The following is a 20,708-nucleotide window of genomic DNA, read 5'->3' as shown; positions in this document are numbered from 1 at the left end:
GAAAGTGAAACCCAACACTTAACAAACTGTTGTAAGTGTTGGGTTTTGTTCCTTAACCCAACCTTACTAATTAAGTTTAGCCAGTTCTACAATACCTAAAGAACCATCAATAGTAACCTGCTGTCCATCTTCCAGGATATAGGTAGCATCCTTAATATCCATAACGGCAGGAATACCATATTCCCTAGCGATAATTGCTCCATGAGAAAGTTTACCACCAGATTCGGCAATTATTCCTCCGGCTTGTACTAGCATTGGTGCCCAACCAGAATCGGTGTAGGGAACCACTAAAATGGTATTTTTATCTATATTCGTGGCTGCTTGCAGATTTCGCAAGATTTTTACTCTTCCTTGTATTTTACCTTGACTGGCAGGAATACCCCTTAAAACACTTTCAGAAGGGTTAATGGTGGGGATAACAGGCGATGGAGGGTTATTACCATACACAATGGTAGGAATAACTTTAATTTGACTATCTTGGAGATATTGCGATCGCCGATGTTCAATTTTATCTAAAATATTATCTAATAACTGTTCTCGACTGGCAAAATCTAAGCGATGTTCCTGAACCACAAGATCACGAATTTCTTCTATTTCTAAAAAGAAGATATCATTAGTTTGGGTGAAAATACCCGACTTTAACCAGATATTTTCTAAAGCTAAAAATGTCCATCTCAACTCTGCTAATAACCGCGAATACACCTCCGTTACTCTCCCTTTAAGATCCACTCTGCGTTGGATCATACTACGTTTTTCGCCTACATCATTCAGACTCTTAATTTCATTATTTTGAATAATTTGTATAAACAATTGTTGGACCATTTCCGGTTTTTCTTTCCAAGTTGGTACTGCAATATCTGTACCTACCTGACTTAAATAACCATAGTCTTCAATTAATTCATTAAATTCAGTAATAATTTTTCTCCCTTCAGGAATTTCTGCTAAATGAGAAAAGATATTTTCTGGTTCAATTTCGTAATTATGAGTATTTAATATTTCTTTAGTTTCCAATGCTAAAATTTGCAATGAACGCAAAGAAGCCATTTCTGGGGTAACACTATGATCTATAGCTTCCTGTGAAATACCTAAAATCATTTGTCGAATAGCAGCACTTAAGGGGGCAAGTATGCTATAGTAAGTTCCTTTTTTGAGTAATTCCAGAATAATATCAACTCTAGTTAATAACTGTTCTGCCGATAATTCTTCTATGACAATGTTAGATAATTTCGTCAGTTCTGGAATGAAAACTTGACGATAATCCCATTTAAAATCCTTTTCTAGATCTAGTTCTCGTTTGAGTAATTTTGTCAAGCCTGGTAAATTAGATAAGGTAGAATTTAGAGGAGGTTTACTAATACTTCCACCTCTTGTTAAAAATTCTAAACTTTCCGGAGGTAGCCCCATTGCTAAAAATATTTCTCCCAATAAGGTAGCATTAAAATAGGCTTGGGAATAATGCAAAGTTGCCATATTCCCAAAATTTAAACTACTGGTTTTTTCTCCCAAGACTAAACTAAAAAATTCCGCCCATACTCCACAGGTCAGTGGACAATTGATAGACCAGGTAAGAGGATGTATAATTCCAGGAATGACTTCGGCTGCGATTTTTCTTGTCCAAATTGGTAATAAAGTAGTAATTGGTCTAGTTTGTAATACCCAGAAAACTTGGCCATCATAACTCCATTCTACATCTTGGGGAATCCCACGATAACGTTTTTCTAAACCGCGAGCAATGTAAGCCACTTGTTTAATTAATGCTGGTGGAATTTTACCGTTACCTGTAAATTCACTACAAGATAGTTTTTTATCCCCCACTACCACCACACGATATTCTTCAGGAGTCATTTTACCAGATACTACTTGTGTAGCACTGCCATTCATCGCTTCTATAATTGTTGCTTCTCCCTGTTGAGAAATGGGATCTCGACTAAACGCTACACCAGAATATATGCTTTGAACTTGTTGTTGAATAAGTACAGACATAGATGCTTCTTTTACATGGCGATCATTACGGTATTTCACAGCTACTGGATGATGGTATGACTCTCTTACTTGAGCGATCGCTTCTCTTAATTCTTCTGCATTGGTAACATTGAGAATACTTTGATATTGTCCAGCGGCAGAGGCTGTCTCTGTATCTTCACCAATAGCAGAGGATCTTACCACTAACGGCGATAATGGTGATGGTTGTAAATATTCTATTAAAGCTCTAGGATCTTCATGGGGAGGTAATACCCATCCTTTAGGTACAGAATAACCCCAACGTTTAATTTGTGATAAATTAGCTGCTTTTGTACCTACTATTTCTGGATCTAATTCATCATTTAAGCTCATTATCACACTTTCACCTGCTAAATACTCCATCACAGGTTGAGTTCCTGATGCTGCTGTTTGTACTGGGAGGTTCAAGTCATCGGGAATCTGTTGATAAATCCAGGCGATTAATCCTGATAAAATGGTAGCAGCGATAATTCTGGCTGGTTCTTGAGAATAGAGAATAGATACCACTACGGGAAAAACTGCTAGTACGGCCAGTTTAATAGTTTCCTTAGAACGAGTGATAATTAGTCCTAACACTGCAAACAAAGTTACTAACGCACCTACTAAGGGATCATAGGCCAAAATACCCCACACTACATTGGTTATACCTGCGCCTTTAGTGGTAATATATCTTCCTAATACTAAACAAATGAGTGCCACAATTTGCAAGGCCGGCTGTGAGGGAATTAAATACTGTGATAAACTAACCGCAGCAATACCTTTTAATGCTTCTGAAATTACAGATAATGTTCCTATGAGTTGTCCACCATGATAAAATGCCGCAGAAACGCTGATATTTCCTGTACCAACATCCTTGAGATTTTTACCACTGAGGATATAAGTGATCCAGCTAATTAGCGGTAATGCACCCAAAAGTGGACAAACAATTACAATAACCAAGATACCCCAAATATTTTCCATAATACTTTGCATTATTTATTTGTTTCTTGATGTAAGTTTTAAATTTTCAATTTAATATAACAGTAGTCAGTAGTCAGTAGTCAGCTATCAGTTTTTAGTAAAAGGTTAAAAACACAGATAAGCTGTTGTGCTTTTAATTTGGATAATACAAGTATGTTCCTTGCTCTAATTTTAGGTTTTTTGGTGATATACTTTAGTTGCACATCAGCTTGTGTGTAAATTTATCCTCTGTTTAAGTCTAATCTGTCATTAATTGGCCATGATAGAATTTAACAAAATTATGACTTGATGAAAATTTCACCTACCCACAGATGAAAGCTAATTACTGATGGTTAAATGCTGGTAACACAGCACATTCCATCTACATAAGGTACACCATGAACACAGCAAGATGCCTGTGTTACAAGGGTTTTATCATTAACATCTGTACCTCATAATAACGGAAACTGCTGTAATTTTTATGACACCAACTACCTATCAGTGATTACCTATCACCAATAACCCATCACCAGATAAACTTAGATTGTACATCTTCAGATTATCTGGTGATGATTTGTTAATATTGTTATCCTAGTGCGTAGGCAGAACTGAGCGCCCACAAAATCAGTATAGTTATTGATCCTAAGACTAATATAGTGGATATGGTAACTAGTTTAGGTGAATCGGCACCAGCAAATTTCATAATGCCACGATTTAAGTCGGACATAGTTTTCTAAGCCTCCTTTATTACATACAAATATTTCAATTACAAATCTGTCCGTCTTGATTTTAGTCCTTATGTTGGCTAATAATGTGAAATTACTATTATGATTTTAAGAGTCATTGGTCAGGAGTCAGGAGTCAAGAGTCAGTAAGGGTTTAGCACCGATCATAAGTGTCAACTTAACGTAAAACATTAAGGATGTTCCATGAAACGTCTGTACTGTGAATAAGAACGCGGTTTTGCGTAAAATTTATCAAAACTATCATACCACAATCCATATAAAAATGATTAGTAATACCTAGGGTTTGATAGGGAATTGGTATTGGTTGATTTAGGTTTACGATCGCTCTTTAGTTTTGGTAATCCTCTCATTTACAGCACATTCTATTTACATGAGGTACATTATGAACACAGCAAGATGCTTGTGTTACAAGGGTTTTATCATTAACATCTGTACCTCATAATCACGGAAACTGCGGTATGTTAAAGATGATCACATTGGTTATTTATTAGCCCCAAACCAAAATACCCGCAATTTTGGTGATGGCATTGTCATTAATCAATATTCTATGGGCAGTGATACCATTGAAAAACAGCGCAATGTTTATACAGGGAGAATCTTAGAGAATGTTGTAAAAGTATAGGGTGAATATAATTGGCTATTAAGCTAATGTGCAGCACTCACTGTATAATTAAAAAACCTGAAGTTACAGTAGCACAAGCATCTTGCTTGTATTAATTATTCAAGTTAAAGGCACAAGAGCTTATACAGACAAAGTCCACACTTCGACAGGCTCAGTGACCACCTGCGTGGACTAAGGAAAAACCAAGGATTTTTAACCTGCTTAGGCAGGTTTTGCCTGTGTAGACGCGATTTCTAATGGCCGATTTTTGTGTTAATTTAGACTTTCCAAGCATCCTCTTAATCCAAAACTTTTAAAACAACCTCTAATTTTAACTTTTTTCCCTTATCCATAAAGCTAAACCTCCACCTTTACCTCTAGCAGCAATCATATTTTCTGTAACTAAGAAAAAGCTAAAAAAAGGTAATTTACCAATAGGATTTTCATGGAAATCTTGATTTTCCCCAGTGGAACTAATGGACTTAGTAAAAATAGTTTTAGTAAATAAACTTAACTGCATTTGCAAAAAATCAAAAGCCAGAATATTCTTTTTATCTAAATATTTAGTTAAACCACTTAATTGTAGTAACATTGAGCCTAACTGCACTTGATTAGTAATTGTGCCTTTTAACATTGTATCGTTTTCTAAACTAGAAGAAAAAGTAATATGAATAGGGACAAATTTAGGCACATATCGTCCTTGTCCTAAAATTATGCCTCCTTTTGCCCTAGCTTTTTTAGTACCAGTAGCAAAACATAAACGCCATTTACCATTTAATAAGGAAAAATTGTATTTAACTTTTTGTTTTTTAGCATAATTTTCTGCTTGCAATAAAGCATCAACTATAATTACTGCTGGAGGAAGTGGTTGATTTTCTCGATAACAGATAGCAGTTTGAGTTAAAGGGATCAGAAAATCAGGTTGGGAGGTAGATGATAAATTAGTTGTCATAGAACCACAATTAATTAGCTATGGAATTAGTTATGGTTAATTCTATCAGATTACCCACTGCTGATTTTCACATTGTGCATCAATATAAGAGATATGATATAAAATAAGTAATATGCCCGCAAGTGCGGACATAAATAAGGGCTTCTGTCACTTTTTTGGCTACAATCATGTATGGAACATGATGCTTTTATTGTTAATGATAACTATAGAAAAATCAAGGATTTTGCATAGACAAAATAGACATAATTCCAGGAATTATATCTTTCAATTTCTGCCACTGGTTGATCATCTTGTGTAAGCATGATCTTCCCCCTTACGCGATCGCTCTCCCCATATCCACCAAAACCTGTTTTTTCTTAGTTCTTTACTAAATCTTTACAAATTTCATGGAAGTCATGATTGAAAGATTTAGCGTGTTCTTCTGTGATTGTATAACCCACATTCTGCACTTCATTGTGTAGTATGAATACAAGTGTAATAAGTAGTAGATCGAAAGTTTTGAGGGATAGAGTACCAAAACAAAGGATTTTCAGTTTAAGAAATTAAAATTTTCAAATACAAAAACTCCTTTAACTCCTGTACAGGGGAATGTCTAGGTTTTATACAGCAGCTTAGTAAGCATATCATTATAATTTCGGACTTCTAGTAACTGATTTTGTTCATTCACAATTACAACAGTGGGAGAGTAATATTTTAACTCATCCATGGTAAATTGCCCGTAAGTCATGATAATCAAGCGATCGCCAATTATACCTAAACGAGCCGCCGCACCATTCAACTCAATTTTCCCTGAGTTAGCTGGAGCAGCGATCGCATAAGTAATAAAACGCTCACCATTGGCAATGTTCACCACTTGTACTTGCTCATAAGGTAGTATACCAGCTTTTTCCAAAAGAATCTCATCAATACTGATACTACCCACATAGTTAATATTAGCGCCCGTGAGGGTACAATTATGAATTTTTGCTGATAAGAGAGTGCGCTCCATTGGGGTTTCACTTTTTTTTTGCAACCAGGGAAAGTTTTGAGTTTTATCAGCAAATTATAACTGAATTTTACTCAGTGTGTATAGGAGTTCAGGAAGAAGAAAAATTTTCCTTTTCTTGGTGCTTGCAGTGCATCAAACTAGCTAGTTGTAGGGTGCGTCAGACGGCATAAATTTGGCAAATAAACAAATTATTGATATCTGACGCACCCTACCGATGTGCCACTTGCGTCAATCCTGACACTTAATGATTGATAACTAACCTTTTTGAGCAGCAGCTTGGATACACTTAGCTACTAAAGGTGCTACAAATTCCACATCTTGCCAACCGAGGATTTCTGTTACTTTTTTCTCCAAATTTTTATAACTACGGAAAAATTCAGCAATTTCATCTAAACGGTGAGGAGCAATATCTTTCAGAGATTTTACATCAGCATAGCGGGGATCTTTAGCGGGAACACAAAGAATTTTTTCATCACGATCTCCACCATCAATCATTTCCAAGAACCCAATAGGTCTAGCGGCAATCACACAACCGGGGAAAGTTGGCTCATCCATTAATACCATACCATCTAAAGGATCGCCATCATCTGCCAGGGTATTGGGGATAAAACCGTAGTCATAAGGGTATTTAACAGAAGAATATAATACACGATCTAACGCAAAAGCCTGTAAATCCTTATCATACTCATATTTATTTTTGCTGCCACCAGCAATTTCAATTAGTACATTAACTACACCCTGTTTAGGTTGGGCTGCAATTAGAGATAGATCCACAACAAAACTCCTATTTTAATTATTAAACTTTGTAGCCTATATTTCAGCTACCCTGTAGAATTTTAGGACAATTGTGGATTTATGGCTATAGTAGTTAGGTGACAAGTCACAGGAGAGAGGAGACAGGTTAAAATTTATCAATTATAAAAAAACGCCCTCTAACGAGAGCGATGTGGTTAAATAATCGGAGCGTATTTACAAACTACTTTTTTCTTCGCAAAATTACTGTAACAACAGTTGCAACAGCTAATTAACTCTGACCATAAACACCTTTCTTTTCCTTAATCAACCTGATGTAAAGATCCCTAAAAGTAGATTTAATAACACGAGGTAAAGCAAAATCTATAGGCATTAACTGATCAGGTAGTTTCCAATCCGCTATTTGTAATAACTCTGGTGTTAAACTAGGAAATTCTATTTCATCTAAATCTGGACAAATTCCCAATCTTTGAGAAGCGGTAATTGTGGGTACTTGTGAGGGAGCAACTTGGAGAATTTCTAACATAGCCCGATCTAAGGCAAACACATTACTAGAAGCCCCTAAAACTTGCAATAATCTTGGTTCTCCACCACTAGGACCATTACCTTCATGACCAATAATGCCATCAACAATGGTTAAACTAGGATTAATTGCTCTAGCAGTTTCTACCAACATTTCGCCAAATCTCTGGGCATCTTTCCCGGCTTCCAAATGCCACCAGGCTTTCATTTTTCCTGGAACACAACCAAATAAATTTTTCACACCTAAAGTGATAGTTAATTGGGCATGAGATTTAACTTTTGGTAAGTTAATAATCACATCTGCGGACATAGCTTCTTTTGATAAAAGTAGATGATTAAAATTATCACTAATAGTTTGATAACGTTTACCACTAAATTCCACAATGGGAATATTTAACTCTTGTAAAATTGGTAATAAACCATTAGCAATTGCCACACCTTTAGCACTCCCAAAAGCGGGACTATCTCCTAAAAATGGATTACCACCCACAGCAATTACCATTTCTGCCACAGCGCGAACTAATTCGGGGCGTGTGGTACATTCTTTTGTAGGCCGTGAACCAGTGAGTAAATTAGGTTTAAGAAGGACTCGGTTTCCTGGTTTCACGAAAGCACCCATTCCTCCTAAAGGTTCTAATAGTGTTTCTAAGGATTCTTTTAAAGCGTCTTGGGCGTAGGATTTAGCTCGGATTAAACTAACAGATGGTTTTTGAGTCTGCATAATAAATATGATAATGGCGTTATTATAGAATAATATAAACGAGATTTAGGGAAAATCAAAGTGGTCAAGAACAAGATCCCCGACTTCTTGAAGAAGTCGGGGATCTCAATCAAGGATTATTGTCAGGGGTTACATAATCTCCAACTTGTGCAAAACGTATTTCTATTCGTCTCCGTTTCCAATTAGCATTTCTATCTATAGCGGCAAATCCTTGATCATCAGGTAATAGTAATTGTGCTGCTGAATAGGCTCTAAATTGTAGTTGTTTAAAACGTCCTGATTGTTTATTTTTTTGAGCTTTCTGGAGTTCTTTAACTACTGCTAACGCTCTCATTAAACCTAAATCAGCGTTAGAACTAGGACATAAAATAGATACTTGCTTATTTCCTGTAGATACATTTTCTAATTCTTTATCTAAATTACTACTATTGCGATTGTTACATTTTAGAGAACCTACTGCTTGGCCATCAGTATGTCCAATTATTTCAATAACATCCACTTGTTTATCATTTTTTTCCAGTTCAGCAATATTTTTTTGAATCAATTGCAAAATTATCCCATCTTGACCATTTTTACTGATATCATCTTGTAAATTATCTGGTAAAACAGCACTACCAGAGGGAAAGCTATATTTATTCGATGGTAGAGAAATAATTGTGGGTTTACTATTATTATTGTTGTTGTTTTTCTCCGGTTTTGATAGGTGTTTATCCTGGGGAGATGCTGATGATCTCGCAATCACAAATAACAGTAATAAGGTAATAATCATGAACGCATTAGACATCAAATCTGTAAAAGATGTCCAAATTGTAAATGTTTCTACAGAATTGCTATTATTTCTATTTCTTCTAGTCATAACTATAACTTCCTATTGATTATTGTTAATTAGTTGTTTTCTCTATCTTGTGATTTTTGCAAGTAAAGTAAAATTCTTTGCATTAATTGAGTATTTTGTTCAATTTTAGTAGCTACTTCTTGTAATTGCTGAATTTGATTATTTAACAAGTCCGAATTTTTATCTAAATTACCTGATACTCGACTAATATTAACATTAGAAGATTGTGCTGTATTTTGAATTACGCCACTGAGAGTTTGTAAGTTATTACTTTGTTGTTCTATTTGGGTAATGTACTGATTTAAAGATGTGCTAACTTGCGTTATATTTTGGTTTAATAATTGGGTAAATGTGGAAATTGTTTCTGAATTTTGCAGTAATTTACCAGAAACTCCATTGAGATTATTTTGATTATTTTGAATGAGATTTTGCACTTCTTTAGAGTTATTTTCGAGAGTTTCATTTACATTGTTCATGGTAGTTGTATATTTTTGTAAGGTTGATACTGTTTGTTCAAAAAATGATGCTGATTGCAGTAAAGATGTTGTAATATCTGCAAATTTATTGGTGAATTTTATGATATTTGAATTGGTATTATTTAAAGCATCAGCACCAATTTTTAATGAAGATGTAGCTTGATCAAATGATTCTGATGATTGGACTAAGGATGATATTAAATCAGAAAATTTAGTTGTTAATCCTGCTACATTATTAGTAGCATTTGTTAAAACATTAGCTCCTGTTTGCATTGATTGAGATGATTGATTAACCACTGTTTGAAAATTATTGGCTGATATATTCAGTGTATTGGCAGCAAAAGTCATGGCATTTTGGAATTTTTGGGTATTCTGATCTAAACTAGATACGAAATTGCTGAGTTTCGCAGAATAATCATTGATGGAATCAATTAATTTATCAATTTTGCCTTTACTTTGATTAGTGGGAAGTAATAAATATTCATTATCAACATAATTTTCCAGAGAAATTAGTAAATTATTTTTTACTATTTCTAAGTCAGATGTAGCATGAAATTTTGTTAAATACATACTACAACCTAGTGCAGCTAAACTGCTAATAAAAGCTATGGCCATGGAACTAATAATTCCTGGCAATATTGTTTGTAATTCTACTGTACCACTAGTATTTAAACTGATTTGAAATAAATTGATGGTAATACCGGCAAAAGTACCTAATAATCCAATAGAAAGCAAAAAATTAGGCAGAGATTGATAATCACGTCTCCCTTTTTCCCATTTCTGAAAATCATCATTATTTACACATTTAGTATCAATTAAAGCGATTCTATTGATTTTTTCATGATTACTTTTATTTTGGGAATAAAAATTCCTAATTTCTGTTTTTATTGCTGTTTCTAGGTTAGTAATTGTATCTTTATGTATTAATTTCTCTTTCTTTTTCTGACCATCTAATGTTAAGTAAAGAGTAAATCCTACAAATCCCACAACTACTAAATAGGAAAATAATGATTTACTCTCTGGCACAAAAACATATATCATTATTAGTGCCACACTAATAGTTAATATAGCATTACGAAGGGAAGGCTTATTCATAACTTTGTACATAATCTATGTCATTAGAGATTTGCAGTTTTTGTAACAATATGGTAATAATACTTAATAAACCGTCGAATCTGACGCTTGATAATTATTACACATTTAGTGTAGTATAGAATACGAAACAAGTCAAGCAATCTCATTTAGGTTCTAGTAGAAGGTTTTCGTTATCTGTGTGATGGTGGGTTAAGGTATGAATACAGGAATGTTACAGGCGATCGCTGGCGAGTTTACCACATATCAACTAATTAAGTCACTAGGACAAGGTGCTTTTGGTAGAACTTATTTAGCTGAAGATGAAAATGGCCATGAATATGCAGTTAAAAAGCTAACATTTTCTAGTAATAGTCAAAGTTATGCTAAAGCTAAAGAGTTATTTGAGAGAGAGGTAGAAAGTTTACAAAAATTAAATGGATATCCACATATTCCTAACTTTGTTGAATACATAGAAGAAAATCAACAATTCTACTTAGTGCAACAATATATTAATGGAAAAACATTAACTAAAGAACTGGAAAGTCGGGGAAAGTTCACAATTGAAGATGCAATTAAAATTTTACAATGTTTACTCAAGGTATTAATTGATATTCATGAAAACAATATTATCCATCGTGATATTAAACCAGATAATATTATGATAGATCATGAAAATAATCTGTTTTTAATAGATTTTGGTGCTGTAAAGGAAATTATCCCTAATCAAACTAAATTACAAACTCCAGGAACTCGAATTTTTACCCCTGGATATGCACCATTGGAACAACAATATGGCTATGCAGAGAAAAATAGTGATATTTACGCATTAGGTATTATCATAATTCAATTAATAACAGGATTAGAACCAGAAAATCAAAACTTTGATGATTGGCAAAATCAAATCATAATTAGTAATGACTTAAAATATATCCTATCTATTTTATCAAAAATGATTCATAAAGAACATAAATATAGATATCAGTCAGCACAGGAGATAATTGATGATTTACCAACACCTTCTTTACAAAAAAATCAGCCTATCATCGCCAATAATCATGTTAATTTGAGTCAAGAATCAGGGATGGATATAATTTTCTTTGCTATGCTGTTAATAATGATATCAATTGTGATTTTTAATGCGGCTTTTTTACCAGGAATTAAAAAGAAAGAAAATCAAAAACACCAAAGTTTTCTAATGCATAAAGTCTATTTATAGAAAATACATAGATAAAAATCCTTATAGTAGTGCAAGCATCTTGCTTGCATTCATTATCTCAATTAAAAGCACAACAGCTTATCTATTTTTGTATGAGATAATTGAGATAATTAAAATAGGGAAGAATTGAATTATCAGCTTTTAGCTATTTACCTGAAAGGTTATTGATAGTTGAATACTGAGGAAAAATGGCATCAAAAATCAACCAAAACCTCCACCTCCAGGAGTTTCAATCACAAAAACATCCCCAGGCTGCATTTCCACAGTTGCCGTACTGCCTAAATTTTCCTGAGTACCATTTTCCCGTTGTACCCAATTTTTTCCTACCTTTCCTGGTGAGCCATTATTTAAACCAAAAGGAGGAATTATCCGATGACTAGAAAGAATATTTGCAGTCATAGGTTCTAAAAATTTAATCCTACGAATTACACCATTTCCTCCCCTGAATTTACCTTTACCACCACTATCAGCACGTAAACTAAAACTTTCCACTTGTACAGGAAAACGAGTTTCCAAAACTTCAGGATCAGTTAAACGGGAATTAGTCATGTGTGTATGCACTCCATCAGTACCATGAAAATTTATTCCCGCACCAGAACCTCCACAAATTGTCTCATAATATTGATATTTTGCATTTCCAAAGGTGAAATTGTTCATCGTTCCTTGAGAGGCAGACATAATACCTAATGCACCATACAAAGCATCCACAATAGTTTGAGAAGTTTCCACATTTCCTGCTACTACTGCTGCTGGATAAACTGGGTTTAACATACAACCTTGAGGAATAATAATTTCTAACGGTTTGAGACAACCAGCATTGAGAGGAATATGATCATTAACTAATGTTCTAAAGACATATAAAACTGCTGCTTGAGTCACAGCTTTTGGTGCATTAAAATTATTATTCAGTTGTGGAGATGTTCCAGTAAAATCAATTTTTGCACTGCGATTTTTGCGATCAATTTTTACCTCAACTTTAATTTTTGCACCATGATCCATTTCATAAGTAAATGTACCATTCTGCAACACATCAATGGCTTTTCTTACAGATTCTTGGGCATTATCTTGGACAAATTGCATATAGGTTTGTACTGTTTGTAGTCCATATTGCTGCACCATATTTCTTAATTCTTTAACTCCCCGTTCATTAGCAGCAATTTGGGCTTTAAAATCAGCAATATTTTCCTGAGGATTTCTGCTAGGATAGGGATGATCTAATAAATGTTTTCTCACTGCTGTTTCTTGAAATTCTCCCTGGTTTACTAGGAGAAAATTATCAAAAATAATCCCTTCTTCGATGATTGTGGTACTATGAGGAGGCATAGAACCAGGGGTAATACCTCCTATATCTGCTTGGTGGCCACGAGATGCAACATAGAAGATAATTTGTTGGTTGTCTATATCAAAAATAGGAGTAATAGCTGTGACATCTGGTAAATGTGTTCCACCGTTATAGGGGTTGTTTGATAAATAGACATTTCCGGGTTTAATATTCTTACCTTGATCATTAATTAAACTGCGAACACTTTCGCTCATTGATCCTAAATGTACAGGAATATGGGGAGCATTAGCCACTAATAAACCAGAACTATCAAAAATAGCACAGGAAAAATCTAGTCTTTCTTTGATATTAACTGATGCTGCTGTATTTTGCAGAATAATTCCCATTTGTTCCGCGATGAACTGATAGAGGTTTTTGAATATTTCTAACCGAACTGGATCTGGTTTTGATGTGGTGTACATTTTTTGATCTACATTGTTTCAATTATGATATCAAGTAGCTATTTGTTGATTATAAAATTTTTGATGCAGAAATAAGCTGTTGTGCCTTTAACTTGAATAATTAATACAAGCAAGATGCTTGTGCTACTGTAACTTCAGGTTTTTTAATTATACAGTGAGTGCTGCACATTAGCTTAATATCCCTGACTTATTTAAGAAGTAGGGGATCTGAATCTTCCTCCACAGAACTTATGCAACTGGCACGTTGGTAGGGTATGTCAGACAGTATCAAACAGTATCAAACAGTATAAATTATGTAAATAACCAAATTGTTGATCTCTAACGCACTCTACAACAGATTTTTTACCGTGACGCTTGCATAAGTCCTACTCCACAAACTTTTTACTTACAGCACATTCCATCTACAGGAGGTACACTAAGCTGTTGTGCCTTTAACTTGAATAATTAATACAAGCAAGATGCTTGTGCTACTATAACTTTAGGTTTTTTAATTATACAGTGAGTGCTGCACATTAGCTTAGGAACATAGCAAGATGGCTGTGTTACAACGGTTTTATCATTAATATCTGTACCTCATAATAACTGAAACTGCTGTAATTGCCAAGACTAGATGAAAAACTGTCGAAAGTCTTCATCTGCTTTACTTAATTGTACCCAATCTAGGTTCAATTTCTGAAATTTTTGCACTAAGCGATCGCACGCAGGACGTTCAGTAGCATAATGTCCGGCATCAATTAATATTAATCCATTATCACGGCTTTCTTGAAATTGATGAAATTTACAGTCAGCAGTTAAATAGGCTTGCGCTTTACTTTTGACTACTGCGGAAATATATCCTGCACCGGATCCACCTAAGACTGCAACTCGTGAAATTTGTTCCTGTAGGTTAGCGCTGGGGGAAAAAATCAATTTTGGTGGATTTAATTGAGTTTGAATATTTTTCAGTAACTCTTTTAAAGTCATGGTATTAATCAAATTTCCTACACGCCCATAACCTAGTCCATTTTGAGTGGCTACGAGGGGAGATACTTCTTGTAATTGGAGGATTTGCGCTAATACATCTGCTGTTCCATCCGATGCTTGGTCAAAATTTGTGTGAGCGGTATATATACCAATATTATGAGAGAAAGCTAATCGGATAATCTCTGTTAATGTATCACCGTTGCGAAAGGACTTAGGTGGGTTAAAGATTAATGGATGATGAGCAAAGATTATATTAGCATGAAGAGCGATCGCCTCTTGCATTACCGCCAATGTGGGAGTTAAACAGACCAAAACTCGCGCTTCTAAATTTAAAACTCCTGGTTCAACCTGCCAACCACAATTATCCCACTTTTCACACCAATTTGGATCAGCCCATGCTTCAAACCAAGTGATTAAATTAGTAACTTTCATAGACAGTCCTGATTTTTCCAGATTAGTAGCTATTTTTGATCCCATTTACCATATTGTGTGTTAACCTAGCATAGTTGTCTAAATTCCGCACATCCGGGGATTCGGGTGTTTCTCTATGAGAAATGCTCCTGGATGGAGGTTTAACCCGAATAGGAGTAAAAAATATGCCAGTAGTTTCATTGGCGCAAATGATGGAGTCTGGAGTTCACTTTGGGCATCAAACCCGACGTTGGAACCCCAAAATGTCACCTTACATTTACACAGCGCGTAATGGTGTACATATTATTGACTTAGTGCAAACAGCACAGTTAATGGATGAGGCTTATGCCTATATGCGATCGCAAGCAGAACAAGGCAAAAAGTTTTTATTTGTAGGTACAAAACGTCAAGCGGCTGGTATTATTGCCCAAGAAGCAGCCCGTTGTGGTTCTCACTACATCAACCAACGTTGGTTAGGGGGAATGTTAACCAACTGGGCAACTATCAAAACCAGAGCAGAACGTCTTAAAGACTTAGAAAGACGCGAAGAAAGTGGAGCATTGGATCTATTACCTAAGAAGGAAGCATCCATGTTGCGTCGGGAAATGTCCAAGCTGCAAAAATACCTGGGCGGTATTAAAAATATGCGTCGTGTACCCGATGTAGTGATTATTGTAGATCAACGTCGTGAGTACAACGCTGTACAAGAATGCGAAAAATTGGGTATTCCCATTGTTTCCATGTTGGATACAAATTGTGATCCCGATGTGGTAGATATTCCCATTCCCGCCAACGATGACGCAATCAGATCCATTAAACTGATAGTTGGTAAATTAGCAGATGCTATTTATGAAGGCCGTCATGGTCAACTAGCAGAGGTTGAAGAAGATTACGAAGATTACGAAGGCGCTGAAGAAGAATACGAATACGACGAAAGCGAATTTGAACAAAGCGACGACGACGAATAATTTATAGGAGTCAGGAGTTCAAGAGTTCAAGAGTAAGTAGGGGTTTAGCAGTGCTAAACCTCTACAGGGAGCCAGAATGAAGAATTTTCTCCCTGCACCCAACACTTTATTTGATATCTTTTTTTGTATCTGTCAACGTAGGAATTAAGGCAACATGGCGGAAATATCTGCAAAACTCGTCCAGGAGCTACGCCAAAAAACCGGCGCTGGCATGATGGACTGTAAAAAAGCACTCAAGGAAACAGAAGGCAATATTGACGAGGCCATAGACTGGTTACGTAAAAAAGGTATTGCCTCAGCAGGGAAAAAGAGCGATCGCATTGCGGCTGAAGGTCTTGTAGAAACCTACATTCAGCCTGATAATAAGGTCGGTGTACTCATAGAAGTTAACTGTCAAACCGACTTTGTTGCCCGTAATGAGGCTTTCAAAGTTTTGGTAACAAATTTAGCCAAACAATCTGCTGGTGCTGATAGTGTTGAGGCCTTATTGGCTCAACCCTACATTGATAATAACAGTGTCACTGTAGAGGAATTTATTAAAGAAACTATCGCTACTTTGGGTGAAAACATTCAGGTGCGTCGTCTGGTTAAGTTCTGTCTTGGTGATCAAGCAGGTGTAGTAGATAGCTACATTCACACTGGTGGCCGTGTTGGTGTATTAGTACAAGTGGTAGCTACTTCTGTTAATGAGGATGTAAAAGGGTTGGCTAGAAATGCAGCAATGCAAATAGCAGCTTGTCCTAACGTGGAATATGTCACAGTTAATGATATTCCAGCCGAAGTAGTGGCCAAAGAAAAGTCCATTGAAATGGCTAAAGATGACTTAGGCAATAAACCAGAGAACATCAAAGAAAAAATTGTTCAAGGTAGAATTGAAAAGCGTCTCAAAGAAATGGCGTTATTAGATCAACCATATATCCGTGATCAAGGCATTTCTGTGGAAGACTTAGTTAAACAGGTGCAAGCTAAAGCTGGTGGAACAGTACAAGTTACTAGCTTTGTACGCTATGTGTTAGGTGAAGGTATTGAAAAGCAAGAAATTAGCTTTGCTGATGAAGTCGCTGCTCAAATGGGTATTAAATAGCTCAAACACGCAAAGTCAGGAATGGATAATTGTCAAATTTTAGGAAAAGTTTCCTAAAAACTTCTGAGGATTTTTATTTTCAATTCCCAGATAAAGATGTATAATACCCATAGACTTTTGACTAATAACTACTTTTGATTACAGGTTTAGCGATATTTGCTGGCCTGTATTTTTTTATAGGTGACAGTTGTAGGGTGTGTCAGATATCAACAATGTGGTTATTTACATAGGGTTTGCTGTCTGACGCACCCTAGCAAGATGCCAGTTGCGTAAGTCCTATAGATGATAGGTGACAGTGAAGAGGTGATGATAAAATAATTATGAGTTACCAATCAGGAATTTCCTATAATTAGAACTATGGTTAGAGCAATTGAACGAATAGAAAAAGATATTAATAGTTTAAAAGAAGAAGGGTTAGCGATCGCAGAAAAACTAACCACTGCTTATACTAGTTATCTGGGCAACTTAGGGCAAGTATTACAAAAACAATTAATTTTAGGAAGTTATTATATATGTACTCAAGGATATGCAGAAGAATTTCTAAACCTATCCTTAAACCAACGGGAAAACTTACAACAAAGTATTCGTAAATTAGGACAAAAAGCTAGTGAAAACCTAATGAAATATATAGAACCACCAGAAATAAAACAAACAGATATCATAGATGAAAAAACCGAAAAACCTGCTCATTTATTAGATTTTTCTAATCCTTTAAATATTATTAAAGGTGAAAGACAGGTAGAAAAAGGTATTCAAGAAACCCTAAAAAAACTTTCTCAAGAAACCAATATTTTGCTGCAAAAAAGTGGGGTTTTACCGAAAAAATTACCAGAACCAGTATTAGCAGCTGCTACATTAGCCGCATCAGAATCATCTAATGATATGATGCCAAGTCCCCCTAACATTGTCAACTTAGTGATACAAGTTAGTAATAAAGAAGATGAAGATGATCAAGAAGAAGAATCTAATCTTACACAAATTATTGCCATTCATTTAAGATTAGGAGAAATAGAATTTGCCGATAATATGCTGTCATCTCAAAGAAAAGAAATTCGTAATATTGTTTCACAATTACATCAATTAGGTAGAAGCTATCAAAAAATGCAACGAGAATTAAAAATTGCCATGGCGGAAGCCGCTTGGCGTTCTAGTTGGCATGAAGATTAATTAATAATTGATTTTTTGCCTATTTATTGCTATAACAAGAATTAATTAGTTATCAGTAATAACCAATGAACAATGATATTCCCGATTGGATGAGATTGCATAAAGCCTTAACAGTGGAAGCTGAAAGAGGCTTTGTAGATTTACAGGGTAATGAATACCGCTTTAGTGAATTTCTCTGTTTAACCTTTGGTAAATTTCCCTCCGGGTTAACAGCAAAAGAAAGATTAAAGTGGCATCAAATGGGCATGAAATTTGCTAATTATCCTAATTTAAAACCCCAAGCTAGAGAATATTTAATAGCAGAAACTAAAAACTATTTATTACAACTTCAACAAGAAATAGAAGGAGAAAAAGAACCCAAGAAATATGAAAATAAACCTAAAAATATACCCACTCCCATTGTTAGTGAAATTAGGCAAAAATTAGCTCCAAAAATAGACCAAAGACTCATTGAATTACCGGAAATTGGTATTAAAAGAGCAGAAAATTTAGGACGGTTAGGATTAATAACCGTCAGAGATTTATTATTTTATTATCCACGAGATCATATAGATTATGCTAGACAAGTAAATATTAAAGAATTAGAAGGTGGAGAAACCGTGACAATAATAGGAGAAGTGAAACGGTTTAACTTTTTCACAAGTCCGAGAAATAATAAACTATCAATATTAGAATTAGTATTAAAAGATCACACAGGACAAATTAAAATTAATCGTTTTTTTGCTGGTGCAAGATATAGTAGTAGAGGATGGCAAGAAGGTTTAAAAAAACGTTATCCAGTGGGTTGTACCATAGCTGCTTGTGGTTTAGTTAAAGGTAGTAAATATGGTTTAACATTAGATAATCCCGAATTAGAAGTATTAGCCGATCCTGGAGATCCTATAGATTCTTTTACTATTGGTAGAGTAGTTCCTATTTATGGTTTAACCGAAGGTGTGGTAGCAAATGCCGTCAGACAAGCAGTAGTTTCGGTATTACCTGCGGTGCATAATTTACCAGATCCTTTACCTAAAGGTTTAAGGGAAAAATATGAATTAATGGAATTAAAAGAAGCAATTCCTAACATTCATTTTCCTAAAGATAGCGACACTTTAAAAATTGCTAGGAGAAGATTAGTATTTGATGAATTTTTCTATTTACAAGTAGGTTTATTACAACGGCAAAAACAAGCTAAAGCTAATGCTAATAGTGCGGTACTTGTACCCCAGGGACAATTATTAGAAAAGTTTGATCACATCATTCCATTTCGCTTAACAAACGCCCAACAAAGGGTAGTAAATGAGATTTTTAATGATTTACAAAAATCTGCACCCATGAACCGTTTAGTGCAAGGAGATGTGGGTTCAGGGAAGACAATTGTAGCAGTAATGGCGATTTTAGCAGCCATTCAATCTGGTTATCAAGCAGCATTAATGGCACCTACGGAAGTATTAGCAGAACAACATTATCGTAAATTAGTAAGTTGGTTTAACCTGTTACATTTACCAGTGGAATTATTAACTGGTTCAACAAAAGTAGGGAAAAGACGAGAAATTCATAGTCAATTAGAAACGGGAGAATTACCTTTATTAGTGGGAACTCATGCCTTAATTCAAGATACGGTAAAATTTAGTAAATTAGGGTTAGTAGTAATAGATGAACAGCATCGTTTTGGAGTAGAACAAAGGGCTAAATTGCAACAAAAAGGGGAACAGCCGCACGTTTTAACCATGACAGCTACACCTATTCCCCGTACATTAGCGTTAACAGTACATGGAGATTTAGATGTAAGTCAAATTGATGAATTACCACCAGGAAGACAGAAAATACAAACCACATTATTAACAGGACAACAAAGACCCCAAGCATATAATTTAATAAGGAGAGAAATTGTCCAAGGTAGACAAGTATATGTAATTTTACCGTTAGTAGAAGAGTCGGAAAAATTAGATTTGCGTTCGGCGGTGGAAGAATATCAAAAATTACAAGAAACGGTATTTCCTGAATTTCAAATTGGGTTATTACATGGAAAAATGACTTCAGCAGAAAAAGAAACAGCAATTAATAAATTTAGGGATAATGAAACCCAGATATTAGTATCAACAACGGTGGTAGAAGTGGGGGTAGATGTTCCTAATGCGTCGGTGATGTTAATTGAACACGCGGAGAGATTTGGGTTATCACAATTGCATCAATTAAGGGGAAGAGTAGGAAGAGGTGCAGCGCAGTCTTATTGTTTATTAATGAGTAGTTCTAGGAGTCCAGAAGCACAGCAAAGATTGAGGGTTTTAGAACAGTCTCAAGATGGGTTTTTCATATCAGAAATGGACATGAGATTTAGGGGTCCTGGGGAAGTTTTAGGAACTAAACAGTCGGGGGTGGCTGATTTTACTTTAGCCAGTTTGGTAGATGATGAGGAGGTGTTATTATTGGCACGAACCGCAGCAGAAAAGGTGATAGAAATTGATATGAGTTTGGATCGCTGGCCGTTGATGAAGGATGAGTTAAAGTATCGTTATGATAAGTTAATGGGTGGGGCGATTTTGACTTAATTATAAACTGTAAAATA

Annotated in this window: 14 protein-coding genes; 5 read left to right on the top strand and 9 right to left on the bottom strand. The window is 35.2% G+C overall.

The features are described 5' to 3' along the window. Positions 1-66 precede the first annotated feature (66 nt). The 7 genes from H6F32_RS08130 to H6F32_RS08100 form a co-directional block, all read right to left on the bottom strand. Positions 67-2,961 carry a glycerol-3-phosphate acyltransferase gene (locus H6F32_RS08130; protein WP_190368873.1) on the bottom strand — a complete coding sequence of 965 codons (2,895 nt, stop codon included), beginning with the start codon at positions 2,959-2,961 and terminating at the stop codon, positions 67-69. A gap of 1,657 nt (positions 2,962-4,618) precedes the next feature. Next, complete coding sequence (locus H6F32_RS08125) at positions 4,619-5,239, bottom strand: hypothetical protein (RefSeq protein WP_190368828.1); 621 nt, start codon at positions 5,237-5,239, stop codon at positions 4,619-4,621. Between the two features lie 592 nt (positions 5,240-5,831). Next, positions 5,832-6,227 (bottom strand): aspartate 1-decarboxylase, encoded by a 396-nt coding sequence (gene panD / locus H6F32_RS08120; protein ID WP_190368827.1) that lies wholly within the window; start codon positions 6,225-6,227, stop codon positions 5,832-5,834. A gap of 255 nt (positions 6,228-6,482) precedes the next feature. Next, positions 6,483-7,001, bottom strand: a complete 519-nt coding sequence (locus H6F32_RS08115; protein WP_190368826.1) for an inorganic diphosphatase — start codon at positions 6,999-7,001, stop codon at positions 6,483-6,485. A 250-nt stretch (positions 7,002-7,251) separates the two neighbouring features. Next, the gene (locus H6F32_RS08110) at positions 7,252-8,223 is read right to left on the bottom strand and encodes a DUF362 domain-containing protein (RefSeq protein ID WP_190368825.1); all 972 of its coding nucleotides are present in this window, start codon (positions 8,221-8,223) and stop codon (positions 7,252-7,254) included. Between the two features lie 109 nt (positions 8,224-8,332). Next, on the bottom strand, positions 8,333-9,079 hold the full coding sequence (locus tag H6F32_RS08105) for a flagellar motor protein (protein ID WP_190368824.1): 747 nt from the start codon (positions 9,077-9,079) through the stop codon (positions 8,333-8,335). Positions 9,080-9,108: 29 nt separating this feature from the next. Next, complete coding sequence (locus H6F32_RS08100; RefSeq protein ID WP_190368823.1) at positions 9,109-10,629, bottom strand: hypothetical protein; 1,521 nt, start codon at positions 10,627-10,629, stop codon at positions 9,109-9,111. A 196-nt stretch (positions 10,630-10,825) separates the two neighbouring features. Here H6F32_RS08100 and H6F32_RS08095 point away from each other — a divergent pair, with 196 nt between their 5' ends. Continuing rightward, a complete protein-coding gene (locus tag H6F32_RS08095) occupies positions 10,826-11,824 on the top strand; it encodes a serine/threonine-protein kinase (protein ID WP_190368822.1) in 999 nt (332 codons plus the stop codon). Between the two features lie 201 nt (positions 11,825-12,025). Here the strand turns inward: H6F32_RS08095 and H6F32_RS08090 are convergent, their stop codons facing one another. Together H6F32_RS08090 and H6F32_RS08085 are read right to left on the bottom strand one after the other, a co-directional pair. Further along, on the bottom strand, positions 12,026-13,567 hold the full coding sequence (locus H6F32_RS08090) for a hydantoinase B/oxoprolinase family protein (protein WP_190368821.1): 1,542 nt from the start codon (positions 13,565-13,567) through the stop codon (positions 12,026-12,028). Between the two features lie 606 nt (positions 13,568-14,173). Beyond that, complete coding sequence (locus H6F32_RS08085) at positions 14,174-14,962, bottom strand: Nif3-like dinuclear metal center hexameric protein (RefSeq protein ID WP_190368820.1); 789 nt, start codon at positions 14,960-14,962, stop codon at positions 14,174-14,176. 164 nt (positions 14,963-15,126) lie between these two features. Here H6F32_RS08085 and rpsB point away from each other — a divergent pair, with 164 nt between their 5' ends. The 4 genes from rpsB to recG all read left to right on the top strand — a co-directional run bounded on the left by rpsB (position 15,127) and on the right by recG (position 20,691). After that, positions 15,127-15,909, top strand: coding sequence for a 30S ribosomal protein S2 (rpsB, locus tag H6F32_RS08080; protein WP_190368819.1), 783 nt, complete (start codon positions 15,127-15,129; stop codon positions 15,907-15,909). 154 nt (positions 15,910-16,063) lie between these two features. Next, entirely contained in the window at positions 16,064-16,993 is a 930-nt protein-coding gene (gene tsf / locus H6F32_RS08075) for a translation elongation factor Ts (protein ID WP_190368818.1), read from the top strand. 357 nt (positions 16,994-17,350) lie between these two features. Then, positions 17,351-18,160, top strand: a complete 810-nt coding sequence (locus H6F32_RS08070) for a hypothetical protein (RefSeq protein ID WP_190368817.1) — start codon at positions 17,351-17,353, stop codon at positions 18,158-18,160. A gap of 65 nt (positions 18,161-18,225) precedes the next feature. Continuing rightward, positions 18,226-20,691, top strand: a complete 2,466-nt coding sequence (recG, locus tag H6F32_RS08065) for an ATP-dependent DNA helicase RecG (RefSeq protein WP_190368816.1) — start codon at positions 18,226-18,228, stop codon at positions 20,689-20,691. The last annotated feature ends 17 nt before the right edge of the window (positions 20,692-20,708 follow it).

The sequence above is a fragment of the Anabaena sp. FACHB-1237 genome, assembly GCF_014696225.1.
Classification (GTDB): Bacteria; Cyanobacteriota; Cyanobacteriia; order Cyanobacteriales; family Nostocaceae; genus FACHB-1237.
The sequence above is the reverse complement of the archived record's forward strand: the minus strand, read 5'-3'. Positions and strand labels throughout refer to the sequence as shown.

Bases quoted from the DNA above. Each gene is read 5' to 3' on its own strand.
- H6F32_RS08130 (WP_190368873.1), bottom strand. From the start codon at position 2,961: ATGGAAAATATTTGGGGTATCTTGGTTATTGTAATTGTTTGTCCACTT.
- H6F32_RS08125 (WP_190368828.1), bottom strand. From the start codon at position 5,239: ATGACAACTAATTTATCATCTACCTCCCAACCTGATTTTCTGATCCCT.
- panD (WP_190368827.1), bottom strand. From the start codon at position 6,227: ATGGAGCGCACTCTCTTATCAGCAAAAATTCATAATTGTACCCTCACG.
- H6F32_RS08110 (WP_190368825.1), bottom strand. From the start codon at position 8,223: ATGCAGACTCAAAAACCATCTGTTAGTTTAATCCGAGCTAAATCCTAC.
- H6F32_RS08105 (WP_190368824.1), bottom strand. From the start codon at position 9,079: ATGACTAGAAGAAATAGAAATAATAGCAATTCTGTAGAAACATTTACA.
- H6F32_RS08100 (WP_190368823.1), bottom strand. From the start codon at position 10,629: ATGAATAAGCCTTCCCTTCGTAATGCTATATTAACTATTAGTGTGGCA.
- H6F32_RS08095 (WP_190368822.1), top strand. From the start codon at position 10,826: ATGAATACAGGAATGTTACAGGCGATCGCTGGCGAGTTTACCACATAT.
- H6F32_RS08090 (WP_190368821.1), bottom strand. From the start codon at position 13,567: ATGTACACCACATCAAAACCAGATCCAGTTCGGTTAGAAATATTCAAA.
- H6F32_RS08085 (WP_190368820.1), bottom strand. From the start codon at position 14,962: ATGAAAGTTACTAATTTAATCACTTGGTTTGAAGCATGGGCTGATCCA.
- rpsB (WP_190368819.1), top strand. From the start codon at position 15,127: ATGCCAGTAGTTTCATTGGCGCAAATGATGGAGTCTGGAGTTCACTTT.
- tsf (WP_190368818.1), top strand. From the start codon at position 16,064: ATGGCGGAAATATCTGCAAAACTCGTCCAGGAGCTACGCCAAAAAACC.
- H6F32_RS08070 (WP_190368817.1), top strand. From the start codon at position 17,351: ATGGTTAGAGCAATTGAACGAATAGAAAAAGATATTAATAGTTTAAAA.
- recG (WP_190368816.1), top strand. From the start codon at position 18,226: ATGAACAATGATATTCCCGATTGGATGAGATTGCATAAAGCCTTAACA.